Genomic DNA, 25,876 nt, shown 5'->3' with positions numbered 1-25,876 from the left:
GATGTAACGGAAAAAGGAGGGCTACTCATGAACAAACGACCAATTGTACCAGAGGATTTGTACGGATATCAGTGGATCAGTGATCCGGCAATAAGCCCCGGTGGAACGATTGCCTACGTCAACAAAAGCATAGATCGTTCAAAGAATGACTACCAGACGCACATCCGTGTCGTATCGATTCATGGAAACGAAGACAAGCCGTTGACCCATGGCAACAAGGATTCGGCTCCTGCCTGGTCACCTGACGGATCGCAGCTTGCTTTTTTACGTGTGGCGAATGGAAGCAAGCAGCTATGGACGATTCCGGCTGAAGGTGGAGAGGGGCAGCGGCTGACGGGGGTGAAGCGTGGAGTAAGTGCATTCGTCTGGTCACCGGATGGAAAGTATATTGTATTCACAAGTATGGTTAGCATTAACGCCGAGCGGGAAGCCATGGAGCTTGAGGAATATAGCAAGCAATCCGGTGAGCGGGGACGTATCGTGGATCGTACCACTCCCAAAGCAGAAGGATCGGGCTGGTGGAACGGTCTGTTTAGTCATTTATTTGTATTGGAGCTTGAAAACGGTCAGGTAACTCCAATAATCTCGGGACCTTGGAATGCTGCTTATCCGGTATGGTCCACGGACAGCAAGCGGATTTCCTTCTTGTCCAAACGTGTAGAAGACGACAAGCTGGATGCAGATCTTCTTTCATACGCGGATGTTTATACGGTTGATTGCAACGGCAGCAATCTGGTGAAGGTTACGGATTCCAGCTTGGCGATCAGCCAATTTTCGTATGCACCGGATGGCAAATCATTGACTCTGATCGCCAGCGATCGCATCTATGGCAGCGGTAGCCAGAATCGCCTGTATACCGTACCTGTGACGGGAGGAGCCTCGCAGCTATTGTTTCCTGAGTTAGATATGCAAATTGGCAACTTTGCCCTAAGTGATATGAAATCCTTTGGTCCGTCTCCATCTCCGGTATATGCTCCTGCAAGGTTAAAGCCGGAAATGTATGTGCTCGGGACGTTACAGGGAGCTGTCCATGTATACCGGTTCGCTGCGGACGGCAGTATTCAGGCAGTGACTGCGGGAAGCGATAGAGATGTCTATCAGTACACGTTATCTGCTGATGGTCGCTATCTGATTTTTGCAGCACTTGATGTGAATGGACCTGGAGAGCTGTATCAAATGAATCTGGAGACAGGGGAAGAGAAGCGGCTCACGCACCATAACGACGATTACATGGCCTCCCTAGAAGTGAGTATGCCGGAAGTGTTCTGGGTTGAGGCTTCGGATGGCTTCAAGGTACAGGGGTGGATCTTCAAACCGTCTGGACTCGGTCCCGGAGAACGGGTTCCTTTGATTTTACAAATTCACGGGGGACCTCATGCAATGTATACCAGTACATATAGCCATGAGATGCAAACGCTCCTTGCGCAAGGATATGCCGTGCTGATGACCAATCCACGTGGCAGCTTCGGTTATGGTCAGGATTTTGCACGCGCCTGTCGGGGGGACTTTGGAGGAGGAGATTATCGCGATGTGCTGGATGCTCTGGACTTTGCGCTGAATCAGTTTGATTTTATAGATGAAAATCGGCTCGGCGTGGCTGGAGGCAGTTATGGCGGCTTGATGACCAACTGGATCATCTCTCATACCAACCGATTCCGTGCCGCCGTTACGCAGCGCTGCATCTCCAATTGGCTATCCTTCTATGGCTTGAGCGATATCGGGATTTCCTATACAGAGGGAATTGTCGGGGCCAATCCGTGGGAAGATCCTGAGCTGCTCTGGTCCAAGTCCCCACTGGCACATGTAAATCACATCGAAACTCCGCTGCTGATTTTACACGGTGAGGAAGACTTGCGCTGCCCTGTTGGACAAGGGGATGAGTTATATACAGCCTTGAAGCGGCTGGGTAAAGCAACACGACTCATTCGCTATCCCGGGTCCAATCATTCTTTGCTGAAAAGCGGCAAACCGTCTCTTCGTGTGGATAGCTTTGAACAAGTGATCGCTTGGTTTAAGTCCTACTTGAGCAAAGGAGCTGACTCCGATGAGTAAAGTGCAATTGTCGATTCCGGTTGCCTTGCTAATCGAGAACTTACGTTCAAGTGGTGAGCCGACAGACGTCATCATTGAGTGTATAAAGCAGCGGGATTTTTCTCCTTTGCTTGGCAAAGTCAAAGAAAAAACAATGGACTTTGAAGAACGTTGTCAAACGGCAGAAGACATAGGGGACGAGTGGGAAGAAGCGATCCACAGTGGTTATGAATTCAAATTTTTACACATCAATGGACTGAAAAGGCTGCTTTATTTCCGTTTTGATCGAGCCATAGATCGCGATTATGAGCAGGATGGAATCACATTAAAGAATCTGCATCTCGATCCTGGTGAAATCGATACCTTGCAGGGGCTTATTGGCAGACAGTGGCAGGTGATTGAGGAGGATCATGAAGTAGGCAGCATGCAGAGAACCGTAAGTATTAAGCTTTTATACCGAAATGAAGATGATTGAAAAAGATAGCAGGACCCTTTGGCGGGGTCTTGCTTTTAAAGTTGGGATTGATTAGTATATAAGCATATAGTTATATGGATGAAAGGGGGGTACACATTGCAACAACTTGATTATGTAGCTGATCACTTAAAGCTATTGGGGGATAAAACGCGGCTGTCCATGCTCTCCCTGTTAAAAGAACGAGAATGGTGTGTTTGCGAATTCGTGGACATCTTCGATATGTCGCAGCCTGCCATTAGCCAACATTTGAGGAAATTAAAGTCGCAAGGGATCGTAAAAGAAGAAAGACGAAGTCAGTGGGTATACTATTCCTTAAACGTAGACGATAAGCCGCATATTCAAGTTGTGCTTGAGTGTATGCCGGATTCCAACTATATTTTAAAATGGCTGAATAAAGAGGAACCCACAGCATCCTGTGGACCGGATTCCCCAACCTGCTCCTCCTAAAGGTTGTTCTGTTTATCTCCCTGCAGGGGTAAAGGTTGTTTTTAATATAAGTATATGCTTATAAGGTGATGGAGGTTTTGAACGTTGGTTTTGTTGGCATGCATTATATTCTTAGCCACTTTAGTGCTGGTGATCTGGCAGCCTAAAAATCTGTCTATTGGCTGGTCGGCTTGCGGAGGAGCAATACTTGCTCTGCTAGTGGGTGTCGTCGATTTGCATGATGTTTGGGAAGTTACCCGCATTGTCTGGAATGCGACTTTGACTTTTGTGGCCATTATTCTGATTTCGCTGGTGCTTGATAAAATCGGCTTCTTTGAATGGGCAGCACTTCACATGGCACGGGCTGCGCGGGGAAGCGGAACCCGGATGTTTGTGTATGTGACTATTCTTGGTGCCATTGTCGCTGCTTTTTTTGCCAATGACGGTGCAGCCTTAATCCTGACACCCATTGTACTTGCGATGGTTCGAGCGCTGAAACTGGATGAAAAAATGGTTTTCCCCTTCATCATAGCAAGCGGATTTATTGCCGACACGACATCGCTACCGCTTGTGGTCAGCAACCTGGTGAACATTGTATCAGCCGATTTCTTTGGCATCACGTTTATGGAATATGCGAGTCGCATGATTGTGCCTAATTTATTTTCCTTAGCGGCTAGTATCGTGGTACTGTATCTCTTTTTCCGCAAAAGGATTCCGAGAACATTTGATGCTTCACAGTTAATAACACCTGCAGAAGCAATTAAAGATCCAACAATGTTCCGCATGTCCTGGTTTGTTCTTGCGTTGCTGTTGGCTGGATACTTTGTGTGCGAATTTTTTAATATTCCTGTTTCGGCGGTAACTGGGGTGATTGCCGTATTTTTCTTGCTGATGGCGAGAAGAAGCACTGCGGTGCCGATAAAAGCTGTCATCAAAGGCGCTCCATGGGCCATCGTATTTTTCTCCATCGGGATGTATGTTGTGGTGTATGGCCTGCGTAATGCCGGATTAACCGATCTGCTGGCTCATGTGATTCAAGCGGCTGCTGGTCAAGGCATGTTTGTGGCCACCGTGGGAATGGGCTTTATCGCGGCAGTCCTCTCGTCGGTGATGAATAACATGCCTACGGTCATGATTAATGCGCTTGCCATTGATGCCACCCATACCACCGGCATGATCAAAGAGGCGCTGATTTATGCCAATGTGATTGGATCAGATTTGGGGCCGAAAATAACCCCGATTGGTTCATTAGCGACATTATTATGGCTGCATGTGCTTGGCTCTAAAGGCGTGAAAATTTCTTGGGGAGCTTATTTTAAAACAGGCATTGTTTTAACGATTCCTGCACTTTTTATTACTCTGTTAGGCCTGTATCTGTGGCTGGTCATTTCATAATTAAACATTGAAGGAGACGTTTATCTTGGAGAAAAAGACAATCAGGTAGGAGAACGCATTAAGCATTTTGCGGAAAACGGAGAATAATAGAACGTTTAGCCGGGGGCAATCCCGGCTTATTTTTGTTGACAGAGTCCACAAAAATTATTACTATAATTGTTGTAAAAGTCCACTAAAAAGGAGGGGTTATCATCAATATCGATGCTGCATTTATAGCAGATATGAGACGTTTCAATCGATTTTATACCAATATACTCGGTTTGTTGGATCGACATGTGCTGGATAGCGGACATTCCTTTACCGAGGCGCGTGTCATTATAGAGATTGGGATGATTGAGCCGTGTATAGCCAATACTTTAGTCGATTCTCTCAAAATTGACCGCAGCTATATGAGTAGAATCATAGCTAAACTTTGCAAAGAGGGCTTCCTTGTTAAGGAAAATTCTTCGGTGGATAATAGAACAAATCTGATTCGTTTGACGCCTAAAGGAAAAGCGTTCTATCACCAACTGGATGAAAGGTCCGACGAGCAAATCATAAAATTAGTTCAAGGTCTATCAGAGGAAGAAATTAAAGAACTACATACTTCTATGGTGTTCATTCAGAACAAACTGGAGAAATTGGAGAGAATACAACATGATTCGATTTGAGTGCGATTATACCGAAGGTGCCCACGAGCGTATATTACAACGACTATTGGAGACGAATGACGAACAAACTGGCGGCTATGGTGTGGATGAACACTGTGACAAAGCCAGGGCTTATATTAAAAAGGCATGTGGCTCCGAAAATGCAGATGTACACTTTTTAGTTGGAGGTACACAGACGAATACAACGGTGATCTCTTCTATTTTGCGTCCGCATCAAGGCGCCGTTGCTGCAGTTTCTGGACATATTGCTGTACATGAGACCGGAGCGATTGAAGCTACTGGGCATAAGGTACTTACTTTGCCAAGTGATGATGGGAAAATCCGGGCCGAGCAGGTAAAGGAGCTGTATGACGCTCACTGGAATGATGCCGCTCCTGAGCATAGCGTACAGCCCGGTATGGTTTATATCTCTCAGCCTACCGAAAATGGAACGATCTATACTAAATCCGAGCTGGAAGCGTTAAGCCAAGTATGCCGGGCCTGCGGTTTACCCTTGTTTATGGACGGCGCTCGCTTAGGGTATGGCCTGGTTGCAGACGACAACGATTTATCTTTAGCAGATATAGCGAAGCTATGCGATGTATTTTATATCGGCGGGACCAAAATTGGAGCCATGATGGGTGAAGCGGTAGTCATTGTAAATGATGCTTTGAAAAAGGATTTTCGATACATGATCAAGCAAAAAGGAGGACTGCTGGCGAAGGGACGCATGTTGGGCATTCAGTTTGAAACTTTATTTGAAGATGGTTTATACTTTGACATTTCCAAGCACGCCATAGACATGGCCAGGCTGCTTCAAACTGCGTTAACGAAACAAGGAATTAGCTTTCTATATCATTCTACAACCAATCAGCAGTTCCCGATTTTTCCAGATCGTACATTAAAAGCATTGAGCGAAAAATATACTTTTTCCTTTTGGGAGAAAGCCGATGCTACACATAGTGCTGTTCGATTTTGTACCAGTTGGGCTACAAAGAAAGAAAATGTTGAAATGCTGATTCAGGATATCCAAGCATTGCAGTAAAGCGAATTTCCGATTTTTCTCGGCCTTTTAATCTGTTCACATCCTAGGGGAGTAAACCCGCAAGCTCATACTTTATTGCATAAATGCAGCGAAGTATGGGCTTTTTGTGCTGCTGTTGTACTTGATTCCATGCGGCTTGTCTTCAGTTCCATGAAAGAGCAAGCAAATATAAAAATGGAAAAACAAGACAAGATCAGATGTATAAAATTTCCTTCTAATTCATTACACTGAGTATCTAGCGAACCTGCTTGCGGTACTGAAGAGGGGAGAGTCCGGTTATTTTTTTGAAGATTTTATTAAAGTGGGAAGCATGGCCGAATCCGACATCCTCTGCAATATGCTGGATTTTGTCTTTGGTGGTTCGCAGTCTCGTTTGGGCCGCCCTGACCCTCACCACGCGGATGTATTCGCTGAAATGAAAGCCAGTCAATTTTGGGAAGATGCGGCTCAGGTAAGCTGGACTAATAAAATAGCAGGCAGCTATCTGCTCAAGGGTTAGCGGTTCATGGTAATGGTCCTGAATAAAAGAGGAAATTTCCGTCATTTTCTGATGCATCGGATGAGAGGAAACGGGTTCACTACGTTCGACCGCTTCTGATCTGTGCACCAGAATGAGCAATTCCAGCAGTAAATGCTGTACACAACGATCGTGCAGGGGCTGCTGATTTCTGCATTCGGTATTCATTTGCAGGAACAAACGTTCAACTTCGATCTGCTCTCTAACCGGTAGGCGCAGCAGTGCAGATTGCTGATACGGGGGCAGGCCAAGAATGTCCTGATCCTGTTGTGGGAGAAATGTCGGTGAGAAATGAATCAGAATACGCTCCGTTTCCTCCAATTGCGAACTGGCGGTAGAGTGCAACTCATGAGGGATGATAAATATCAGATCACCCTTGCGGGCGATGTATACCTTACCGTTCATAAAATAAATGCGTTCGCCCCGCAGCAAATAATACAACTCGTAGCTTTCGTGAACATGAGGTCGTGGCATAACGGTGAATCCGGTACGGTAGATGTGATGAATGGAGAATTGCTGTTCTCCAATGACATATTTGTCGTTGTTCGTTTTATTCATGTGCTTCTTCCTTTGCAAATTAGATAAGTAAGCGCATTCATATATCTATAGTATATATGACACCCGCCAACCGTAAAAGCAGAAAAGATTGATGAGCCAAGCTATTCGTAGCACGGTGAGCACCGTTTGTTATAGCAAGAAGATCGGGGATTCGGCTGATTCGCAAGTAAAGGAGGTGAAAAAAACTGCCGGCTGGTGTGCAAGAAAATGTTGAGGGGAGGAAATAAATTTGAGCAAGCAGTGTACATGGAAAAAGGTACTATGCCATGTGGTTGTGGGTTCATTGCTGTTGACCTTATGCCCGCCACTGATTCAAGCGGAGGCGGCTCCCGGGAGTCAGGCGGTGACCGCAACAGAATTGGCCAAGATAGCAACGGACATTCCGGCGTTCCCCGGAGCTGAGGGTGGCGGTAAGTATGTGACCGGTGGACGTGGAGGAGAAGTATACGAAGTTACTACACTGGAGGACTACGGCAAGGGAGAGCAGGCTATCCCCGGCTCGCTTCGTGCAGCGGTCAGTTCCGATAACCGGACAGTAGTATTCCGGGTGGGCGGAACGATTCATCTCAAGGAGCCGCTTAAAATTCAGGGAAACAACCTGACGGTTGCCGGTCAGACAGCTCCTGGAGACGGAATAACCGTAAGCGATTACACGACAGGGATTGATGCAGATAATGTCATTCTTCGTTATCTGCGCTTCCGATTAACCGACCGTTACACCAGCGAGGATGACGCGTTTGGAGCCAGGTACCATAAAAATATTATGATTGATCACTGTTCCTTTAGCTGGTCGGTGGACGAAGTACTGAGCCTGTACGACAACGTAAATACGACCGTACAGTGGTCCATCGCCTCCGAGAGTATGCTTATGACCACACACCAGAAGGGGCGCCATGGCTATGGCGGCATATGGGGCGGAAGGAACGCCACCTATCATCATAATTTGTTAGCTCACAATGCAAGCCGCAATCCGCGTTTTCCAACGGATAAAAGAGAAATTGACGAGGTGGAAATGACCAATAATGTCATTTATAACTGGGGATTTTTCTCTTCATATGGCGGTGGTGAAGGATCGTATAATGTGCTGAATAACTATTATAAATATGGTCCTAACACATATCAGGACGTTCGCAGTCAAATCTTTGTGGACGTAGGTAGTAAAAAATATAAAACCCGCATGTTCATTGGTGGTAACTACATGTACGGCAACGACTCGGTTACCCAGGATAACTGGCAGCTTGGAACATCGATTGGGTCGATTATAGATCCTTCCACCCGCCTGGCGGAGCCGATTGAAGTAAGAGGGGAGTACGACAACGGAATTTCCTCCGATGCGTATGGTCCCTACCAAGCGACAGATGCGCAGACGGCATATGCAGAGGTGCTTGCAGGCTCGGGAGCCGCGCTGCCAAGAAGAGATGCAGTGGACGCTCGTATTATGCATGACGTGAAGAATGGAACGGGTGCGTTTATCAACTCCTCGCGTGAGGCAGGGTGGATTTACGATGATCGTAATGTAATTACGACGGAGCTTGCCGACAGCGATCACGATGGAATGCCCGATGAATGGGAACGTGCCAACGGGCTGGACCCCTATAACGCGAGCGACCGTAACGGTCAGGGGCTTGCCGGCTCAGGGGCGTATGCTCATTTTGCCAAGGGCTACACTAATCTGGAGGTCTACTTAAATGATCTGATCGAGAAGCGGTCGGATGGAAACGAGGTAGATAATCCGGAGGCCGTCGTTCAGGTGTCTGACGAAAACGGCCGTTCGTTAAAGCATAACGATATTTTAGAGGCAGGACGTAATGCCAGATTAGCAGCAACGGCCAAGGACAAGGATGGTATTGCATACGTTGAATTTATCATTGACGGGGTGCTTACTGGTAAGGTAGAAACTGCGCCTTATCGTCTTGATTGGAACCATGTGACGGACGGCACTCATTATATTGTGGCACGGGTGACCGACCGCAAGGGGACTGCTGCATTTTCCAATCCTGTTGCCATTCATGTCAACATGACTGCACCTGCTGGAAGCTGGCTCAGCGCAGATATTGGCGCTGAGGGTCAGGTCGGCTACATCCAGGGACATACTCAGGTATTAAAGAATGACGAAAATGGAAGCAGCATACGGCTGAAATCGGCGGGAGACATTGACGGCAAGGCTGACTTTTTCCACTATGCTTATCAGAAGCTGGAGGGAGACGGCGAAATTATTGCCCGTGTGGAGCAGATTACACCTACCGATGATGATGCCGAAGCGGGTGTCATGATTCGTGAATCGCTGAAGCCTGGATCGAAAATGGCTTATATGACTTTAGCATTTGTTAAATATGGTAAACAGGGTATTCTCATCAGTCGTGATCAAACGGATGGCAAGACGAAACGTGCGTCAATGGAGACATTTATAACAACACCATATTCGGTTCGTCTAGTACGACAAGGACAAAAGATTACCGGCTGGGTATCCGCAGATGGTGTGACGAACTGGGAGAAGGTTGGTGAAACCGTTATGAATTTGCCGGATCATCAGCCGTTATTGTTCGGCTTGGCCACCGATGCCTCCAAACAACAAAATGATGTATGGAATTATAATACGTCGGAATTCAGCAATGTTACGATCCGCAAACTGGCAGCAACAGCAGCAGTTCCCGTTAAAACAGGGCAAGATGCTGTTGCCCGGGAGGTGAATAGCGTTGTGGTAGCGACCTATGGCCCTGCCAGCTTTACGTCTCTCCAGGCAGCTATTGATGCAGTCCCTGACAACAGTAGCACCAGGACAGTTATTCGCCTCAAAAATGGCACCTATCGTGAAAAAATAAAAGTGAATTCCTCCAAAAAAAATCTGAGCATTATCGGAGAAGATCGGGAAAAAACGATAATTGCCTTTAACGATACGGCCAAAACCGTAGTGAATGGAAAAGAATTAGGAACAAGCAACAGCTATACGATGCGTGTGCAAAGTCCTGATTTTATACTGGAGAATGTAACGGTTGCGAATACAGAGGGGACCGGACAGGTGCAGGCTGTAGCGTTATATGCTGAAGGTGATCGTGGTCAGTACCGCAATGTTAAAATTACCGGACTACAGGATACCTTGCTTGTGAATCGTGGCAGACAATATTTTAAGGACAGCTATATCAGCGGCAGCGTCGATTTTATTTTTGGCAATTCACCTGCCGTATTTGAGAACTCGGTCATACACAGCTTGCGTGCCGGATATGTAACAGCAGCTTCAACAGAAGAGAACAAGCCGGGTTTGGTATTTATTCAATGTCGTTTGACAGCCGAAAATGGGTTGAAAGGCAAGGTGGATCTAGGACGGCCATGGCGTCCTTACGCTCATGTTGCTTATATCAAATCCTACATGGATAACCATATCAAGCCGGGCGGCTGGAACAATTGGGGCAAGGCATCCAATGAGAAGACTGCAAGATTCGTAGAGTTTGACAATAATGGGCCAGGTGCAGCCATTGCCGGACGCGTACCTTGGGCCAAGCAGCTTACTGCTAACGAAGCCAGTCAGTACACAGTCAAAGCCGTTCTGGGCGGGGCAGATCATTGGAATCCGCAGGTGAATAAATAAAAAAATGAATAAATAAATCCGTTTCTTCCAAATAGGCTGGTCAATAGATAAGCGGGGTATTCGTTTCAAGCGTGTACCTCGCTTATTTATGTGACAATCTCAAAATTGAAAACAAATGTGATTGGTGAATCATTACGTCAGGCTGACCGCTGGCTGTTTTTTTTTTTGATTGTGGCACGCTTATAGACTGTGATTTCTTTCTTGTAGAGCATCCGACTGACCAAACTCTAATTTTTTTGAAATCGCCAGCAGACCAAGACAGCAGACTACCAGGGCCAAGCATACCCAATAAGAGTTTCGATAACCCATCCATTGAGCGGTCAATCCGCCCATCAAGCTCCCCGCCAGTCTTCCGATGGTTGTCGCATTGGAATACAGTGTCGAGGCGTATCCAGGAAGAGATGGCAACAAATCTTGCATGTAGCTGATGCCAATGGCCGAAATCACTGCCACAAAGAAGGCTAGAAGGAGCTGCCCCACGAATAGCTGCCACATCTCTGTAGACATCAGGACAAGGAGATAATAGATCACCCCTGTTAAAGCCCCTGAAAATACAAGCAAACGATTGGAGTATTTAGCTGCTAGTACGCCCAGCATGAGCATCAAGGGGATTTCTAATATTGCGCAAATACTGGATACTAGAGCGACATCACTCGTGTCCCCTTTTAAATTGTGAATGATGAACAAGGAAATATTCAAATTATTCATCCAGTGGGACGTGTAGAGCAGAGCAAGAACTGAAAAGGGGATCAGAATTTCAATATTTTTATGCAATGTAATGTGATGAAGTGAAAGCTGGTCCTTGCTTTTGAGCCGAGCCGGGGATTGCTGAATAAAACAGAATAGAAGAATAGCGATCATTATAAAAATAGCAATCGTTCCTGCAAAAATACCTTTAAAACCAGTATGTGCAATCAGAAAAGAACCGAGGAGCGGCCCCGTGATAAAGCCAAGAGAAAACATAGAACGAAGTGTTGAATTGGCAAAGGCATGATCAGCCGATTGACTGCGATCTACCGCTTCGCGTGCACTGGCAAATAACTGCGGCATTCCAGGTGCCCCCATGGCTGTGAAGACAGTCATATATACAAAAAGCACATAAAAATTTTGAATGACAAGATATCCTGCGAATGCTATCGCATTAAACAACGTACAAATAACCAAAATTTGTTTGCGATCCAATCCCGTATCAGAACGCTTGGCAATCAGAGAGCTTATCCATATACCACAAATCAAGGTCACAGCCGTAAAAACACCAAAGGTTCCAACCGATACGCCAAGTGTAGTTGTAAAATATACAGCCAAAAAAGGTGCGCTGATCGATATAGCCATGCCTTGCAATAACATACAGATCATGAATAGTGGGTAGTTAGGGATAATGAAAAGATTTTGAATACGCTTTAGCATTTCATTTTTACACCCCTTCAGTTTTAGAAGCCGAACAATACATATCTATCCTATCTAAACTATATATGACTTTAGCATAATTTGTATAAATACATTGTGTAAAATATTATATATTGTTTTTTCTTTTGATGAGCAGGCCATATGCGAGGTCATATACAGGCAAAGATACGGTATCAGGAGTGGGGTGTAGATCTATATGTTTCCTGGTAGGATTCGCCTTAAAGGCTGAATCGGTCTACAAATTGCTTGATCAGCTCGTTCAATGGTTCGGCGGCCTTCGTAGGAAGGCGGTGATCGGCTTTTTTAATGAAAACAAGCTCACTCTTCGGCAATTGTTGGTGTAATATGTTGGCATAAGGATGAAAGAGCTTATCATCTTCCCCATAAACGAGCAGGACAGGCAGATGGATTTCCCCAAGCCGCGAGGTACAGTTGTACTTCAAGCTGTATCGGTAATATTGTTCGACATTTCTGGAATTTCCCTGTTTTGCATCGTTGAATAATTCACGGAACAAAGAGAACTGTTTCGTTTGCGACCAAGCATTAGAAAGCGCAATCGTACCGACTGCTCTGAGTTTGGAGAGTGCAATGCCCCAAGCAATTTTGTTTCTTAGCCGCCATTCGTTTACTTCCGACATTCCACTGATCACGATCCCTCCCCACGCCCGTTCCGGATAAGTCAGGAGAAATTCAAGCACGATCGAGCCTCCGGTAGAATAGCCACACAAAAAAACTTTATCTATGCTCATCTGGTCCATCAACTGTTTCATATCCTGGACGATTAGAGGGTAAGTAACCGTTTGTTCGGAAGCCTGACTCTGACCGTGTCCTCTGATGTCAAAAGCAATCGTTCGAAAATGAGGGGATAGCCCCTGGATTTGGTATGTAAAATTTAAGCTTGTGAGTACCGGAGGGTGAATGAAGAGGAGAGCGATTCCTTTTCCAGCATCAATATAATGCGTCGAGTATCCGTTTATGCTTGTGGTAGTCATTGTTATATTCCTCTCCCTTTGATGATTTGGGTTTTACTGAAAAAAATAACTCGTGATATAAAAAACATTTTTGGAATCGTTTTATGACTCTGCAATCATAATTATGTTCTCTAAACAATCGAATATACTCTTCTTCATTACGAATATACTCCCCGTTGTCGTACCATTTCATAAACCAATTACATAGCGGTTTTTTCTTGCTTAAACATGGTTCCATAACGATAATGGTCCCGTTAGGTTTTAGAATTCTTTGGAATTCTTTCATATAACTTGAAATTTGGTCCGTAGAAACATGATGCAACACAGCGATAATAAGGATGTAATCGAACCGTTTATTATCAAATGGAAATTTTTTGCTTTCCAAGACCTGAAATGTATGGTGGGTATACAATCGCTTTGCATAATCAATTCGCTTGGCATCAGGGTCAATCCCAACATAATATAACGGATCAAACATGGAGCAATTCGCTCCAGTACCGGAACCGAAATCCAGTACAGTACGGCCATCGAATGTAAAATGGGAATGTACATGATCATGGATATATTTTTTAGTAAGCCATTTCGGACGAACAAACCAATGATAAAGTCTAGGCGAGAACGGAATGTTAATGGGAATTCACCATCTTTCAGATTAAGTTATGGGAAATAATTTAACCTATAAGATTGAAAAACATTCATGCAAGTAAAACCTGTTTTTTTCATAAAATTGCTCTGATTGGGGTATGTTTATTTTGTCTAATGAGGAAATGGCGTTTTTAAAGAAGGGAATTATCCTATGAGAAAAAAGAGAATTTCCATTTTTCTAGTACTAGGTTTAACTTTACTGATCTTTGGTTGCAGGGCGGACTCCAGCCAACAGCTCAATCAACAAAGCGTCAAGTCCCATATCCCGGTGAATAGTAAGGCTAAGCCTGTTATAGTCATCCTGATTGATTCTTTAATGAATAAGCCATTGCAAGATGCAATACAGGAAGGCCGTGCACCCGCAATGCAATATCTCATTAAAAAAGGACAATACTTCCCGCAGGTTGTAAGTTCATTTCCCACGATGTCCGTGACCATTGACAGTACATTATTAACGGGGACGTATGCAGACCAACATCATGTGCCCGGACTTGTGTGGTACAGCGACCAGAGGAAACGCATGATTTTCTATGGAAATGGTGTCAAAGAAGCCTTCAAGATAGATCAAATACAAGTATTTATGGATGCTATCTATCAGTTGAATCAAGTTCATTTGAACAAAAAAACAAAAACCATTCATGAAGAATTGACCGACAAAGGAAAAGCATCTGCCTCAATTAACGCTATTGTTTATAGAGGAAGAACCGAGCATGTTCTAAAAGTGCCCCGCTTCATAGCGAACAGCAGCCGTGTACCAGAACAATTAAGAATAACGGGCCCCCAATGGTTTTCCTATGCAACTTTTGCACAGCTGGATCCAAAGAATAGCTTGAATACTCCCCCGTGGAAAAAATTCGGGATGAACGACGCGTTTTCCGCACAAGATACTGCTTTTTTAATCAATCAAAAAAAACTTCCCAGCGTAACCATCGCATACTTTCCAGAGAACGATAATTCGGTGCATAGAAAAGGCCCGACTCAGTTGGAGGGAATTGAAAAAGCGGATCAAGCGCTGCAAGCCGTGCTTAACGCATATGGTTCTTGGGAGCAGGCTGTGAGAAATGCGATATGGATCGTCATGGGCGACAGTGGGCAAAGTGCGGTTTATGATGATCGACAGGCAGCAACTGTTGATATAAAGCCGCTGTTGAACCATTACCACATAGCACAGTTAAATCAATCTGTAAGAAAAGAAGACCAAATCGTCATTTCTGCGAATGAACGAATGGCTTATGTTTATGCCATTAATGATAACGTCAAGTTATCCGACGTAGTAAAGCATTTACAAAAAGAAGACAAGCTCGATATCATCGCAATGAAAGACGAAAACAATAATATACGTATTACAAAGGGGAAAGAGGGGGCCAGCTTTTCTTACCGTCCCGGTGGAAACTTCACCGATGAATACGGACAATCATGGACATTATCGGGCGAAACGAATCTTGTGGATATTACGATAAATAACAACCGGATCAAGTATGAAATATATCCAGATGTTTTGGCGAGGCTATATGGAGCCATGAATTCTCATGAAGGAAAATACGTTGTTGTGACAGTCAAGCCCGGCTATGAGCTCGTTGGTGAAAGTTCCCCTACCCACATCGGAGGAGGGGCTCATGGATCGTTGCATGAAAAAGACTCCCTTGTTCCATTGATTATTTCCGGAACGAATACACGGCCCCAAACTCTGCGAATTGTGGATATAAAAGATTGGATTCTGCAATTGGCGAATGAATAAGGCGGTATCCTTTTTTGAAGGAAGTTTGTGGTATGGAAGTTTTTTACGTTACATTCTCAAGCTAGTAAAAAAAGGCTAAGGGACGTTGAACGCCTCTTAACCTTTTTATTTTACAGATGAGCCATTAACCCTTAGAGGCTCTTGCATAAGCACTCCCTTTTCAGGAGCAGTGCCAGCAGTCTGCTGGGCCAGTTTCTGTTTTTCCCATAGAGCTCTGGCGATCACCAGCATAGAGAGTACACCGACATATAGTAACAAAAATCCGAGTTCCGGAAGCATCTCCTGCAAAGGTGCACCGCGCAGTCCCATGCTGCGGAGGAATTTGAACATCCATACGAAAGGAAAGAAATCACCGATTTGTATCGCTAAAGGTGGAAACAGTGATCTGGAAAGAGCGCCCCCTGATAGAACAAAAGCAGGCATGAACACTATCGCCATTCTGCCAGCGGCTGCTCCCGGATGTGCGGCTCCCCATGCAACCAGGACATTGAGACATACGGTACCGAATACATACAGGACAACCGGAATTATGAAAAGGATCGGATTAGCTTCGAAACGGCCTCCTCCAAACACTTTAAGTATCCCGAGAGCGAAGATTAAGCCAGCTGTCGAAAACAGCGTATATGGAAGAATGCGCAGCAGGATGTTGAATGGATTTTGCAGCTCGGCAGCCAGTCTCTTGGAAACCCTTAGTCTGGCGACGAGAGGTAAGCTAGTAATATTAAGTATCATAAAAGAGAACATACAAGTAAATGAAAGTATCGATGAACTCTGATAATCATTGGTTGGGTTAAACAGGGAACGTACCTCCAAGGCGATACTATTGAGGGCTCCCTGAGCCTGTTCCGAGTTCATCCCTGTTTTCAATATGGCTGGAACAGACAGTTCCATATTCTCGGAAACGCTAATTTCCTGCATAGCTGTACGAATGAAAGTAATACCTTGAGCATTGGTGTTATCGAGAATGAGACCTACGCGGCTGGAAATGGAACGATTGTGATTGTCCTTTAAACCACGCGGCAAGGAGATAACAGCCAAATTTTTTTCGTGATAAAAATACTGTTCAGGATTGTCCGTAAACGAAACAATCTCAGCTACGTTCATATATGGTGAAGCATCTATTTTCTGAATGAGCTCACGGCTGTAGGCTGTGTTGTCTTGATCCACCACTACCACGTTAGCATCGTTAATTTGGCTGCTTTGGAGCAACAGTGAATACGCCAGTACTGCAATCAACGGGAAGATGATAGCTATGATCGGATACTTGGAGTGAACCAGATACGTCCATTCGTCACGAAGAGATTTCATTCGTATTCACCTCAACGGTCATGCCTGGTAGCAAAGCGGCTTCTCTTGTTACATATACACGTACTTGGAATGTGGCGGTATCTGCCTCACCTTTTTCACGGGACATCTTTACATTAGCGAATTGCGGCGCAGCGGTCACATAGCGTACAGTACCTTTCAAGTCCTTATTGAGAGCAGATACTCTTGTTTTAATCTCTTGGTTGGCCTTGAATTTACCCGCTTGTTCCTCATTCACATAGAGATCGTAATATAAATCGTTGGTTTCCAGAGTAATTACAGGCGCCCCTTGCGCGACATTTTCGCCGACTTTTGTACTAATTGAAGTAACCTTGCCATCCTGTGGTGCCTTTAATACCAAGCGTTCTTTTTTGAGCAGCAACGTTTTAAGCTGAACTTCCTGTGTGTCTTTTTGTTGTTTTAAAAGGTCGATAGCCAGCTTTTGATCCGCCAACTGTTGACGGCTCTGCTGAACGGTTTCCAGTTGGGTCCTGGAACGATTGATGGCCAATTGGGCACCACGGATTTCCTCCTCGGCTTGTTTTACCGCAACCGCTGCTTGTGTCGTCTGTTCGCTGGCTTGCATTCGTTCTTCGGCGGTGGCACCATGGAGCAGCTTTTGAAGAGACTCTTTTTGCTGGTTCAACTGATTTGTCGCTAAAGTCAATGAGGTTTCGGCATCATCCAATGCTGCTTTGGATACACTTCCTGCATCATAAAGGGCTTTATTACGTTTGTAGTTGGTCTGAGCAGTCTGAAAGTTTTTGGTAGCAGAAGCTACGGCAATTCGTTGCTGCTGAACATCTTCATCCCGAGCCCCATTATTGACCTGTTGTTCCGCAGCAGTGGCCTGACGCTGAGCTGCTTGTGCCCGCTGCAATGCCGCATAACTTTTGCTCTCAGTGACTTGAGCTTGTGCGATATCCAGTAGTGCCTGTTTTTCCTGAGTTGTTGCCCGTGTATACCCTAATTGGATTGATTGTTGTTGTTGGCTGATCTGTGTATTGAACTGGGCGATTTGTGTCCGCAGTTGCTCAATTTGCAAATCCACATCTCTGGAATCCAAAGTCATAAGGACAGTTCCCTTTTTCACCTTCGTTTCTTCTGTTACCGGGATGTTCAGGACTTTGCCACCTACTTGTTCAAAAGATACATGAATGCTATCAGCATTGAGCGTTGTGCCTTTAACGGATCGCGAAGCATTGACTTGATCTTGTCCGTTGGTCTGAAGCAGGAAACCCCCGCCGATCAGACAGGCAATAGAAATGACAGGGATGATAAGGCTGGTGACTTGTGTACGATTCATGGGTAATATGCTCCTTAAGTTCATAAAATGGATTAAACCTAGACTCGAATAAATATCCTGATAATGTACATTTTATTTATTCTTATAAAGATGTTAGCTGGCTAACTATAATACGAAAAAAAGAATCTAGATGTTAGCCGGCTAACTATAATGTGAAAAATAAAGCCTACTCTGGTTTTGCTGCTTTATATATCTCTTTTGCTTGAGGGATGCCGCTTTCTATTTTTTTCAGTAATGTCAGGAGCAGCTCTTTTTCATCGTTGGATAGGTGGCTCATCAGTGTGGAGGTGCATGTAAAATGTAAAGGCAGCAGTCTCTCCATCAGTTCTGTTCCTTGTTCAGTCAGTTTAACAATGCTCATACGGCGGTCGGAAGGGTGAACGAATCTCATAATAAGCCCATCGCGTTCCAAACGGTCAAGCAGACGGGTAACGGTAGGCTTGGTAACCCCTACTTTCTCTGCAAGCTCTGTAGCCAGCAACCCTGTTTGGATGTTGCGATACAGCAGAATTAATATCGAAAATTTCCCGTGAGATATACCGAATTTCTCAAAGCCTTCAGAGCTGACTTTAAAAACACTGGAGGATACGCGCATAAAAAATAGCATTGCTTCTGCAGCACTTACATCAATCTCTGGTATACGCATAGAAAATTCTTGCAGCGTATCACGAATGGGCAAGTCCCGTAAATCAAAATCCATAAGGTTCTCCTTTCTTCTTACAGTGTGTACCAGTCGATAAATTAGTTAGCCGACTAACTTTAATCGACTCAAAAATGAATTTCAAGCTAAATTTTGCTAATCGACATGCAGGTATCTTACCATATGGAGGTTGTTCGTGCAATAATTCAAGCTATTCACTACATTGATATTTACAATGATGTGCTTGATAATAAGTGGATATCGCACGAGACAAAGATACCCAAAAGTGAGGGACCTGAAATGACGACAAAATTATATTACACCGCTCCGAATCTTACGGAGTGGGACACTCATATTACACAGAGCATGGAAAGAGAAGGAACATTTTTTGTTATGCTCGAGGAAACGGCCTTTTATCCGCATGGCGGAGGTCAGCCGTGCGATACAGGAACGATTCAGGGCATTCGTGTATTAGATGTTGTTCTTGAGGATGGGGACATTTGGCATCAGGTAGAGCAATTGCCAGCAGATGTGAAGGTAGCCTGCCAACTGGATTGGGAGCGCAGATTTGATCATATGCAGCAGCATAGCGGGCAGCATTTGCTGTCAGCGGTTTGTCTGGAGCTGTTGGGCGCGCGTACAGAAAGCTTTCATTTGGGACAAGAGTACGCCACGATTGATGTAAACTGTTCGGATATAACACCTGCACAGCTATCGGCAATCGAGCAGGAAGTAAATCACCAAATCTACAGCAACCACAGCATAAAAAGCTATTTTGTCACCCATGAGCAATTAAAGGATATCCCGCTTGTGAAAACGCCCAAGGTGACGGAGAATATTCGCATTGTTGAGATTGAAGGCATTGAATATAATGCCTGCGGTGGCACACATGTGGCTCAGACCGGGGAAATTGGGATGATCAAATGTCTGAAATGGGAAAAGCAGAAGGGTATGGCGAGAATTCATTTCAAATGCGGTGCTCGTGCACTTCAGGACTTTAACGAGGGTGTTCGGATTCTGGACGTGTTATCTGCGAAGTTTAATACCGGGCGAAAGGACATTTTGACCCGATTTGAAAAGTGGGAGCAGGAGCACAAGCAACTCAAGGCGCAAATGGAACTCCTGCAGGAGGAAAATGCTGCGTACCAGGCGAAAGAGTTGCTGTCTGCTGTTCAGGGGCACTTTCTTGCCCATATGTTTGAACAAAAATCGTTTCAGGAAGTACAGCAAATGGCTGCCAAGCTGACAGCTGAACATGATTTGCTTGTTTTATTAGCGACGACAGCAGACAACAAAATCATTCTGGCACATAACGGCACACAGGCGGTCGCCTGCGGGGCATTTTTTAAGGAGAATCTGGGCGCATTCCAAGGGAAGGGGGGCGGCAGCAACCAATCAGCACAGGCCGCATTCCCATCCCGCGAGGATCTTTTGAGTTTTTTTGAAACGGCCCAGCGGCAGTTTGTTCAGGGGTAATGTAATACTACAGACTTAGTGACGCAGGGGCAGCTTCCACTTTTCTTTTTCCGTAAATAAAATAAAAGAAAAAATGAGTGCAACAACAGCGCCCCAAATGGCAATATCCCCAATAGCCAAAGTCAGAAATCCCCCCAGCAAGGCACCAACCAAAAAGGCTGCCAGGATAACACCGTAACGCATCGCTCGAATGGCAGCGTTCGTGTCCTTGGTCGTAATGGCAATATACAAAGCCTCAGAAGCTGATCTAAGGTTGCCGGTGCTGACGGTTGAGGTATATGGCACATCAATGAGCTTGCGGAAGGAAGTCATTTGGACAGAAGTGACGAATGAGACGATCACCACCACCACGGTATTGGGAACCCCCTGCGGAATGAGTCCCACGATGAAGAAAATTGCAATTTCCAGTAAAAGAATAGCGCGAGTCCAGTCTGGAGTCAGGCGGTGGGTCGATTTTCGTTTAATCCCTTCAGCAACAAAAACACCCAGCGTAAAGGCGATCAGGGGCGGGATATAAACTAACGCCTGAACCCAGTGTCCCTGAATGATTTTGACAGCCAGCAGTACGATATTGCCTGTCTGTGCGTTGGCGAATACGCCGTCTCTTCCGACAAAGGTATATGTGTCCAAAAAGCCCCCTACTAATGAAAGTAAGGCGCCCAGTCGTAATGATTCGGACGTTACCTGATGTAAATGGATTTTGCCCTTCATAATCACGGCAGAAGCCTCCTATGCTAAAACGTCGATTTCTTTAACTTAGCACGCCAATCCAGATACGACAATTCATTTGGACACATCGGCACGAAATCGGCACAAAGAAACCGCTTCACTAAGGCGAGAGCGTGAAGCGGCTTTTTGTATTGCTAGCTTAAGGACAACTGCCGGGAGCTTCGGCTGTGATTTATTGCAGGGCTTGAACGAGAGCTTCGCCAAACGCCTGAGCGCCATCTGGACCATCGGCTGTAATAATGTCGCTATGCACAACGACATGCTGAGCCACATATTCGGCTTGATGCGATTGGAGTTGATCTTTCTGTACGTCCACCGGATAGCACGCAGCCGTTCTGCCGGAGAGCAGTCCAGTTTGGGCTACAGCTATGGAACCCGCACAGATACCGGACAACAGAATCTTTTGCTCATGAGTTTGTTTTAGCAGGGCTTGGAGATCTGCGTTATTCCACAGATAGTCATTCGTTCCTGAACCACCGATCACAGATACTACATCATAATCGGCAGGGACCGCGTCTGAGAAAATAAGTTCAGCAGTCGCTTTACCGTTGTAGTCACCGAGGATTTCACCTGTTTTTGTGCTCGCCAGCGTCACCGTAACGCCTGCTTGCTCCAGCGCCTCCTTGGGTTTAAACAATTCATCCTCATTAAAGCGCTCTGGGGGTATAATAAAAAGAGCTTTTTTACTCATACTTGATTCCTCCTTGAATGTAAAATGATACTATTATTGTAGGATGGTTTCGTCAGGCTGTGAAGAATGCACTTTCAAGTAAGGAGGTTACCTGCAGGTTACTATGGGCTGTAGGAACATGATGAATTAGAAGGAGTTAATCGATATATGTCTGATACGCTAAGAGAAGAAATACGGGAGAAGATCGTCAACGGAGACTATAATTGCGAAAAGGAATTGACGCTGTCGGTGTTAAGCGGGAAGTGGAAGGTTGTTATTCTGTGGCATTTGGGTGTGGAAGGGCCGCACCGCTTTAGCGACCTGCAGAGGCTGTTTCCGAAGCTGTCTCATAAAGTGCTGACCAACCAGCTGCGGGAGCTGATGGAGGACGGTATTGTACACCGGGAAGTATATCCAGAGGTGCCGCCAAAGGTGGAGTATTCGATGACCGAGCTGGGGATGACGATTTTACCGATTGTAGAGATGATGTATGACTGGGGGAAAAAACGGGTGCAAGCCATCCGTGAGGAAATGGAGCGCGGCAGCGATATAAGCGATATATAAGTGGAACATTTCACTTATCATGTCCATAAAGAAATAGAACGCCTTGCGGATGAGTACGAATTGTACCCGGGCAAAGGCGTTCTTTGGCATGTTAGCAGATCGTGTTATTTATCATGGCATACTTCAATCCAGCGGGTAGCCCAACTACCGATATGGTCAAACAATGGAGCTAAATCGCGTCCTTTATCCGTAAGGGAGTATTCGATCCGGACCGGCTTCTCAGGATAAACCATACGTTGTATGATTCCTTCTTCCTCAAGCTCCTTCAAGCGATCGGAAAGGACCTTCCCGCTTAAATTGGGGATTGAATTCTCAATAGCGACGAAACGCTGCGGACCGTTAGTTAGTTGAAATACGATCAACACCGTCCAGCGCTTGCTCAGTAGCTCCATAGCTTTTTCAAACCGTGGGCACATTTGCGGAATGTTCATAAGATCACCTCATGCTCCTATTATTAACGATTCACTGTTAAAAGTAAATGATTTTACTTTGTATAAATTTATTACTTGACGAAATTGTATGATATAAATATACTTTGTTACATAAAGTAACTCGTTAGATTCAATATGTACATTCATATATGATACTTAAAATTTTAATATTATAATGATAATGTGATTTAATTAATAAAGTATGGACTAATCGTTGAGGTCATGGTTTGGATGTAGGGGGAAGTCAGATGAAGCTGGAATGTGAAGTGTGCGTAGTTGGCGGGGGACCGGCAGGGACTTTATTGTCCTGCTTGCTGGCGGAGCACGGTGTTTCTACAATATTGGTTGAGCGGCAGAGTGTGGCGGGAAAGGCTTTCCGCGGTGAAATTTTAAATGATGAAGGTCAGCAGGTGATTGGGAAGCATAAGCTGCTCGAACAAATTCATGAGGATTACATTCTTCCCTCAACGAGAATCGAATATTGGGAGCATCAGCAGCAGATGAAAATGGTCAAGCCGGACTCCCCGGACGGGAATGTGGGGATTCACATTCCACAGCCCCGCTTTTTAGAGGCTCTGCTGAAACAGGCTTCAACGTATGAATCCTTTCGTTACCTGGCTGGCACGACAGTGACTGCATTGCAAGGTGACAGTGAACAGGGCTACACGGGCCTGACTGCGCGTGACAAGAGTGGCCGTGAGATTACGATTCACAGCTCTGTGATTGTTGGAGCAGACGGTCGCTATTCTACGGTGCGCAAGCTGGCACAGATGCCTGTGACGAACATCCAGCACGGCTATGATCTGCTATGGGCGAAAATCACGGCACCTGCTGGATGGGAGCCTGTGACACGCCTGGCGCTGGTCAACGGACGACAGTTGTCTTTATTTTCGCAGGCTGAGGGCTATATCCAAATTGGCTGGAATGTGGAGGAGGGCAGCTTTTCGGCGCTGTTTAAGCAATCTTTTGAACCGTTCATACAGCTGTTTACAGAAGCGTTCCCGGATTTGGAGCATAGCGTGCATGATCACATCCGTTCATGGAAGGACTTTGTGCCGCTGGATATTTTCAGCAGCCGCAGTGAGACGTGGACGCAGAACGGACTGGTCCTCATTGGAGATGCGGCGCATACGATGACACCTACCGGAGCTTTTGGCCTGAATGCAGCCTTGAAGGATGCCGATGTGCTGGCGAGCGAGCTTCTTCGTTTACGTCAGGAGGGAGGATACACCGCAGCAGGCTTGAAGGCGTTCGAAGACAGACGGCGACAGGCTGTGACCGAGCTTCAGGAACGGCAACTGACGATGGAATCCACGTTTCATGAGCATTTTTCACAAATAGGTAGCCCAATCGTGTAAATCAACCACTAGCCTTTGAATAACCGAGGGCTTTCAAATAGATAGAGTGATATAAAGGATGGTGCAAAGAGATGAACCAAAAAGATGTAGCTACGCTGCTTAACGATAAGATTCAAACGATTCGTGGAGAGCAATCTTCGACGATTTTGGTAGGACCGATCAAGCTGCCAGTTAATCTGGAAGGGGAAACCGTTGTTTTCCAATGGTATTGCTGGTTGCCTGTACGGGATGAGGCAGATCGCCAGGACTTGCTGAACGCGACCGCTGACACGATTGTGAAGCGATTGTCGACACTGAATTTGGCAGAGGGACAACAGTCAAGTGTATTGGTATATGGCGATCTTCAACAGTCGGAAAATGCACTTGTTCGTATGCATAGTATTTGCCATACTGGAGATATTTTTGGCAGCAAGCGTTGTGATTGCGGATTTCAGCTTCACCAATCCATGAAAATGATTGTGGAGCATGGAACAGGTGCATTGTTTTATCTGGCCAATCATGAAGGTCGCGGGATCGGTTTGTTTAGCAAAGCCATGGCATATATTTTGCAGGAAGAGGGCATGGATACCGTCGAAGCCAACCATCAATTGGGCTTTGAAGATGATACCCGCAATTATGTAGATGCTATTAATGTGCTGCGTCATCTGAGACAAAAACCGGTCACTTTGATTACAAATAACCCAAAAAAGCTGGATGCCTTGAAGAAATCGGGTATGAACGTAGCGGGGCGTATGCCGCTGTGGGGCGATGTATCGCAATATAATGAACGGTATTTGAATACTAAAGTGGAACGGTCCGGCCATTTGCGGGATTTCGATTTCAGGGAGGTTCTATGAGCACTCAGACCACTCACGAAAAATATATGCACCTTGCGTTGGAAAATGCCAGAAGCGCCAAAGGGCAAACAGAACCGAATCCGCTCGTCGGATCCGTGATTGTTAACAACGGTCGTATTGTCGGGATTGGCGCTCATTTGAAGCCCGGCGAGCCACATGCGGAGATTCATGCTTTGCGTATGGCGGGTGAGCATGCTCGGGGAGCAACGATTTATGTAACACTGGAGCCATGCTCCCACCACGGACGGACAGGCCCGTGCGCAGAAGCGATTGTGAAGGCTGGCATTCGCCGCGTGGTGATCGCTGCGCTGGACCCGAACCCGCTTGTTTCGGGCAGAGGGGTACAGATTTTGAAAGATGCGGGCATCGAGGTCATCGTCGGCGTATGTGAGCAGGAATCGATCCGCATGAATGAAGTATTTAACCGATATATTGTGAGCAAGCGTCCTTTTATTACGATCAAATCGGCGGTGACGCTGGATGGTAAAATTGCCACCCGGACCTCGGAAAGCAAATGGATCACGTCTGAGGCGGCACGGGAGGATGTGCATCGTCTTCGTCATGAGCATGTGGGCATCCTGGTCGGTGTGCAGACCGTGATTCACGATAATCCGCAGCTTACGACGCGTCTGCCGGAAGGAAGGAATCCGATTCGTATCATTCTGGACAGCACGCTTCGTATTCCATTGGATGCTCGTGTCATTACAGATGGAGAAGCACCTACCTGGATATTTACGGGACGTGCTTATGATGAAGCCAAACGAAGCCAATTAGAACAGCTGGGTGTAAAGGTATACCCGACACAGGATGCAAACAGCGATCGGGTTAATCTGCCGCAAATGCTGGATATTCTGGGTGCGGCCGAGGTGTCGTCAGTGTTCGTGGAAGGCGGTGCCGAGGTGAACGCTTCGTTCGTACAGCAAGACCTGGCAGACAAGCTTGTCCTGTATATTGCGCCGAAGCTGGTTGGAGGACGCGTAGCCCCGGGCTTTTTGGGAGGGGAAGGTGTGTCCGCGATGAGCGATGCGGTTGGGCTGCAAGATTTGAGCGTAACGCAGGTTGGCGTGGATTTGAAGGTAGAAGGGTATTTTGGGCGGAGAAAATGAGTGAGTTGTTTTCAGGGGGGAGGCGCTTCGCG

General features: G+C 45.8%; 23 protein-coding genes. 13 read left to right on the top strand and 10 right to left on the bottom strand.

Annotated features, from left to right (window positions below; translation table 11 throughout):
- The first annotated feature begins 27 nt into the window (after positions 1–27).
- The 6 genes from WG8_RS21105 (at position 28) to WG8_RS21080 (ending at position 6,001) form a co-directional block, all read left to right on the top strand.
- Entirely contained in the window at positions 28–2,052 is a 2,025-nt protein-coding gene (locus WG8_RS21105) for a S9 family peptidase (protein WP_007432284.1), read from the top strand.
- Positions 2,045–2,506 (top strand): hypothetical protein, encoded by a 462-nt coding sequence (locus WG8_RS21100; protein ID WP_007432283.1) that lies wholly within the window; start codon positions 2,045–2,047, stop codon positions 2,504–2,506. Before WG8_RS21105 ends, WG8_RS21100 begins: the two co-directional genes overlap by 8 nt.
- 96 nt (positions 2,507–2,602) lie before the next feature.
- Positions 2,603–2,953 carry an ArsR/SmtB family transcription factor gene (locus tag WG8_RS21095; RefSeq protein ID WP_007432282.1) on the top strand — a complete coding sequence of 117 codons (351 nt, stop codon included), beginning with the start codon at positions 2,603–2,605 and terminating at the stop codon, positions 2,951–2,953.
- Between the two features lie 84 nt (positions 2,954–3,037).
- On the top strand, positions 3,038–4,327 hold the full coding sequence (locus tag WG8_RS21090; RefSeq protein ID WP_007432281.1) for an arsenic transporter: 1,290 nt from the start codon (positions 3,038–3,040) through the stop codon (positions 4,325–4,327).
- Between the two features lie 221 nt (positions 4,328–4,548).
- Complete coding sequence (locus WG8_RS21085) at positions 4,549–4,977, top strand: MarR family winged helix-turn-helix transcriptional regulator (RefSeq protein ID WP_007432280.1); 429 nt, start codon at positions 4,549–4,551, stop codon at positions 4,975–4,977.
- Positions 4,964–6,001, top strand: coding sequence for a threonine aldolase family protein (locus WG8_RS21080; protein WP_007432279.1), 1,038 nt, complete (start codon positions 4,964–4,966; stop codon positions 5,999–6,001). The genes WG8_RS21085 and WG8_RS21080 overlap by 14 nt, the downstream gene beginning before the upstream one ends.
- 235 nt (positions 6,002–6,236) lie before the next feature.
- Here the strand turns inward: WG8_RS21080 and WG8_RS21075 are convergent, their stop codons facing one another.
- Positions 6,237–7,076, bottom strand: a complete 840-nt coding sequence (locus WG8_RS21075) for a helix-turn-helix transcriptional regulator (protein ID WP_007432278.1) — start codon at positions 7,074–7,076, stop codon at positions 6,237–6,239.
- Positions 7,077–7,305: 229 nt separating this feature from the next.
- Here WG8_RS21075 and WG8_RS21070 point away from each other — a divergent pair, with 229 nt between their 5' ends.
- Positions 7,306–10,662, top strand: coding sequence for a pectinesterase family protein (locus WG8_RS21070; protein WP_007432277.1), 3,357 nt, complete (start codon positions 7,306–7,308; stop codon positions 10,660–10,662).
- Positions 10,663–10,842: 180 nt separating this feature from the next.
- Here the strand turns inward: WG8_RS21070 and WG8_RS21065 are convergent, their stop codons facing one another.
- From WG8_RS21065 to WG8_RS21055, 3 genes are all read right to left on the bottom strand, one after another.
- On the bottom strand, positions 10,843–12,069 hold the full coding sequence (locus WG8_RS21065; RefSeq protein WP_007432276.1) for a sugar efflux transporter: 1,227 nt from the start codon (positions 12,067–12,069) through the stop codon (positions 10,843–10,845).
- Positions 12,070–12,287: 218 nt separating this feature from the next.
- Entirely contained in the window at positions 12,288–13,061 is a 774-nt protein-coding gene (locus WG8_RS21060) for an alpha/beta fold hydrolase (protein ID WP_007432275.1), read from the bottom strand.
- Positions 13,018–13,602: a class I SAM-dependent methyltransferase gene (locus tag WG8_RS21055; RefSeq protein WP_083837605.1), complete on the bottom strand. Its 585-nt coding sequence runs from the start codon at positions 13,600–13,602 to the stop codon at positions 13,018–13,020. The genes WG8_RS21060 and WG8_RS21055 overlap by 44 nt, the downstream gene beginning before the upstream one ends.
- Positions 13,603–13,836: 234 nt before the next feature.
- Between WG8_RS21055 and WG8_RS21050 the strand changes: the two genes are divergently transcribed.
- Complete coding sequence (locus WG8_RS21050) at positions 13,837–15,423, top strand: alkaline phosphatase family protein (protein ID WP_007432274.1); 1,587 nt, start codon at positions 13,837–13,839, stop codon at positions 15,421–15,423.
- A gap of 105 nt (positions 15,424–15,528) precedes the next feature.
- Here WG8_RS21050 and WG8_RS21045 read toward each other — a convergent pair whose 3' ends face one another.
- The 3 genes from WG8_RS21045 to WG8_RS21035 all read right to left on the bottom strand — a co-directional run bounded on the left by WG8_RS21045 (position 15,529) and on the right by WG8_RS21035 (position 18,734).
- Positions 15,529–16,731 carry an ABC transporter permease gene (locus WG8_RS21045; protein WP_007432273.1) on the bottom strand — a complete coding sequence of 401 codons (1,203 nt, stop codon included), beginning with the start codon at positions 16,729–16,731 and terminating at the stop codon, positions 15,529–15,531.
- On the bottom strand, positions 16,715–18,034 hold the full coding sequence (locus tag WG8_RS21040; protein WP_007432272.1) for an HlyD family secretion protein: 1,320 nt from the start codon (positions 18,032–18,034) through the stop codon (positions 16,715–16,717). Before WG8_RS21040 ends, WG8_RS21045 begins: the two co-directional genes overlap by 17 nt.
- Before the next feature lie 166 nt (positions 18,035–18,200).
- The gene (locus WG8_RS21035) at positions 18,201–18,734 is read right to left on the bottom strand and encodes a MarR family transcriptional regulator (RefSeq protein ID WP_007432271.1); all 534 of its coding nucleotides are present in this window, start codon (positions 18,732–18,734) and stop codon (positions 18,201–18,203) included.
- 240 nt (positions 18,735–18,974) lie between these two features.
- On the opposite strand from WG8_RS21035, the gene WG8_RS21030 reads away from it, so the two are divergent.
- Positions 18,975–20,150, top strand: a complete 1,176-nt coding sequence (locus WG8_RS21030) for an alanyl-tRNA editing protein (RefSeq protein WP_043891312.1) — start codon at positions 18,975–18,977, stop codon at positions 20,148–20,150.
- 15 nt (positions 20,151–20,165) lie between these two features.
- Here the strand turns inward: WG8_RS21030 and WG8_RS21025 are convergent, their stop codons facing one another.
- Together WG8_RS21025 and WG8_RS21020 are read right to left on the bottom strand one after the other, a co-directional pair.
- Positions 20,166–20,867, bottom strand: coding sequence for a YoaK family protein (locus tag WG8_RS21025; protein WP_007432269.1), 702 nt, complete (start codon positions 20,865–20,867; stop codon positions 20,166–20,168).
- Between the two features lie 184 nt (positions 20,868–21,051).
- Positions 21,052–21,570 (bottom strand): DJ-1/PfpI family protein, encoded by a 519-nt coding sequence (locus tag WG8_RS21020; RefSeq protein WP_007432268.1) that lies wholly within the window; start codon positions 21,568–21,570, stop codon positions 21,052–21,054.
- Positions 21,571–21,717: 147 nt separating this feature from the next.
- On the opposite strand from WG8_RS21020, the gene WG8_RS21015 reads away from it, so the two are divergent.
- Positions 21,718–22,113 (top strand): winged helix-turn-helix transcriptional regulator, encoded by a 396-nt coding sequence (locus WG8_RS21015; protein ID WP_007432267.1) that lies wholly within the window; start codon positions 21,718–21,720, stop codon positions 22,111–22,113.
- Between the two features lie 104 nt (positions 22,114–22,217).
- Here WG8_RS21015 and WG8_RS21010 read toward each other — a convergent pair whose 3' ends face one another.
- Positions 22,218–22,544, bottom strand: coding sequence for a winged helix-turn-helix transcriptional regulator (locus WG8_RS21010; RefSeq protein ID WP_007432266.1), 327 nt, complete (start codon positions 22,542–22,544; stop codon positions 22,218–22,220).
- Positions 22,545–22,792: 248 nt separating this feature from the next.
- On the opposite strand from WG8_RS21010, the gene WG8_RS21005 reads away from it, so the two are divergent.
- The 3 genes from WG8_RS21005 to ribD all read left to right on the top strand — a co-directional run bounded on the left by WG8_RS21005 (position 22,793) and on the right by ribD (position 25,844).
- On the top strand, positions 22,793–23,902 hold the full coding sequence (locus WG8_RS21005; protein ID WP_007432265.1) for an FAD-dependent monooxygenase: 1,110 nt from the start codon (positions 22,793–22,795) through the stop codon (positions 23,900–23,902).
- A 71-nt stretch (positions 23,903–23,973) separates the two neighbouring features.
- Positions 23,974–24,738, top strand: coding sequence for a GTP cyclohydrolase II (locus WG8_RS21000; protein WP_007432264.1), 765 nt, complete (start codon positions 23,974–23,976; stop codon positions 24,736–24,738).
- A complete protein-coding gene (gene ribD, locus WG8_RS20995; RefSeq protein ID WP_007432263.1) occupies positions 24,735–25,844 on the top strand; it encodes a bifunctional diaminohydroxyphosphoribosylaminopyrimidine deaminase/5-amino-6-(5-phosphoribosylamino)uracil reductase RibD in 1,110 nt (369 codons plus the stop codon). Before WG8_RS21000 ends, ribD begins: the two co-directional genes overlap by 4 nt.
- Positions 25,845–25,876: the final 32 nt, after the last annotated feature.

The organism is Paenibacillus sp. Aloe-11, assembly GCF_000245715.1.
Lineage (GTDB): Bacteria > Bacillota > Bacilli > Paenibacillales > Paenibacillaceae > Paenibacillus > Paenibacillus kribbensis.
This window is presented reverse-complemented; position numbering and strand designations above follow the sequence as displayed.

Coding starts and splice junctions, on each gene's coding strand:
- WG8_RS21105 (WP_007432284.1), top strand. CDS start 28: ATGAACAAACGACCAATTGTACCAGAGGATTTGTACGGATATCAGTGG.
- WG8_RS21100 (WP_007432283.1), top strand. CDS start 2,045: ATGAGTAAAGTGCAATTGTCGATTCCGGTTGCCTTGCTAATCGAGAAC.
- WG8_RS21085 (WP_007432280.1), top strand. CDS start 4,549: ATGAGACGTTTCAATCGATTTTATACCAATATACTCGGTTTGTTGGAT.
- WG8_RS21080 (WP_007432279.1), top strand. CDS start 4,964: ATGATTCGATTTGAGTGCGATTATACCGAAGGTGCCCACGAGCGTATA.
- WG8_RS21075 (WP_007432278.1), bottom strand. CDS start 7,076: ATGAATAAAACGAACAACGACAAATATGTCATTGGAGAACAGCAATTC.
- WG8_RS21065 (WP_007432276.1), bottom strand. CDS start 12,069: ATGCTAAAGCGTATTCAAAATCTTTTCATTATCCCTAACTACCCACTA.
- WG8_RS21060 (WP_007432275.1), bottom strand. CDS start 13,061: ATGACTACCACAAGCATAAACGGATACTCGACGCATTATATTGATGCT.
- WG8_RS21050 (WP_007432274.1), top strand. CDS start 13,837: ATGAGAAAAAAGAGAATTTCCATTTTTCTAGTACTAGGTTTAACTTTA.
- WG8_RS21045 (WP_007432273.1), bottom strand. CDS start 16,731: ATGAAATCTCTTCGTGACGAATGGACGTATCTGGTTCACTCCAAGTAT.
- WG8_RS21040 (WP_007432272.1), bottom strand. CDS start 18,034: ATGAATCGTACACAAGTCACCAGCCTTATCATCCCTGTCATTTCTATT.
- WG8_RS21035 (WP_007432271.1), bottom strand. CDS start 18,734: ATGGATTTTGATTTACGGGACTTGCCCATTCGTGATACGCTGCAAGAA.
- WG8_RS21030 (WP_043891312.1), top strand. CDS start 18,975: ATGACGACAAAATTATATTACACCGCTCCGAATCTTACGGAGTGGGAC.
- WG8_RS21020 (WP_007432268.1), bottom strand. CDS start 21,570: ATGAGTAAAAAAGCTCTTTTTATTATACCCCCAGAGCGCTTTAATGAG.
- WG8_RS21015 (WP_007432267.1), top strand. CDS start 21,718: ATGTCTGATACGCTAAGAGAAGAAATACGGGAGAAGATCGTCAACGGA.
- WG8_RS21010 (WP_007432266.1), bottom strand. CDS start 22,544: ATGAACATTCCGCAAATGTGCCCACGGTTTGAAAAAGCTATGGAGCTA.
- WG8_RS21005 (WP_007432265.1), top strand. CDS start 22,793: ATGAAGCTGGAATGTGAAGTGTGCGTAGTTGGCGGGGGACCGGCAGGG.
- WG8_RS21000 (WP_007432264.1), top strand. CDS start 23,974: ATGAACCAAAAAGATGTAGCTACGCTGCTTAACGATAAGATTCAAACG.
- ribD (WP_007432263.1), top strand. CDS start 24,735: ATGAGCACTCAGACCACTCACGAAAAATATATGCACCTTGCGTTGGAA.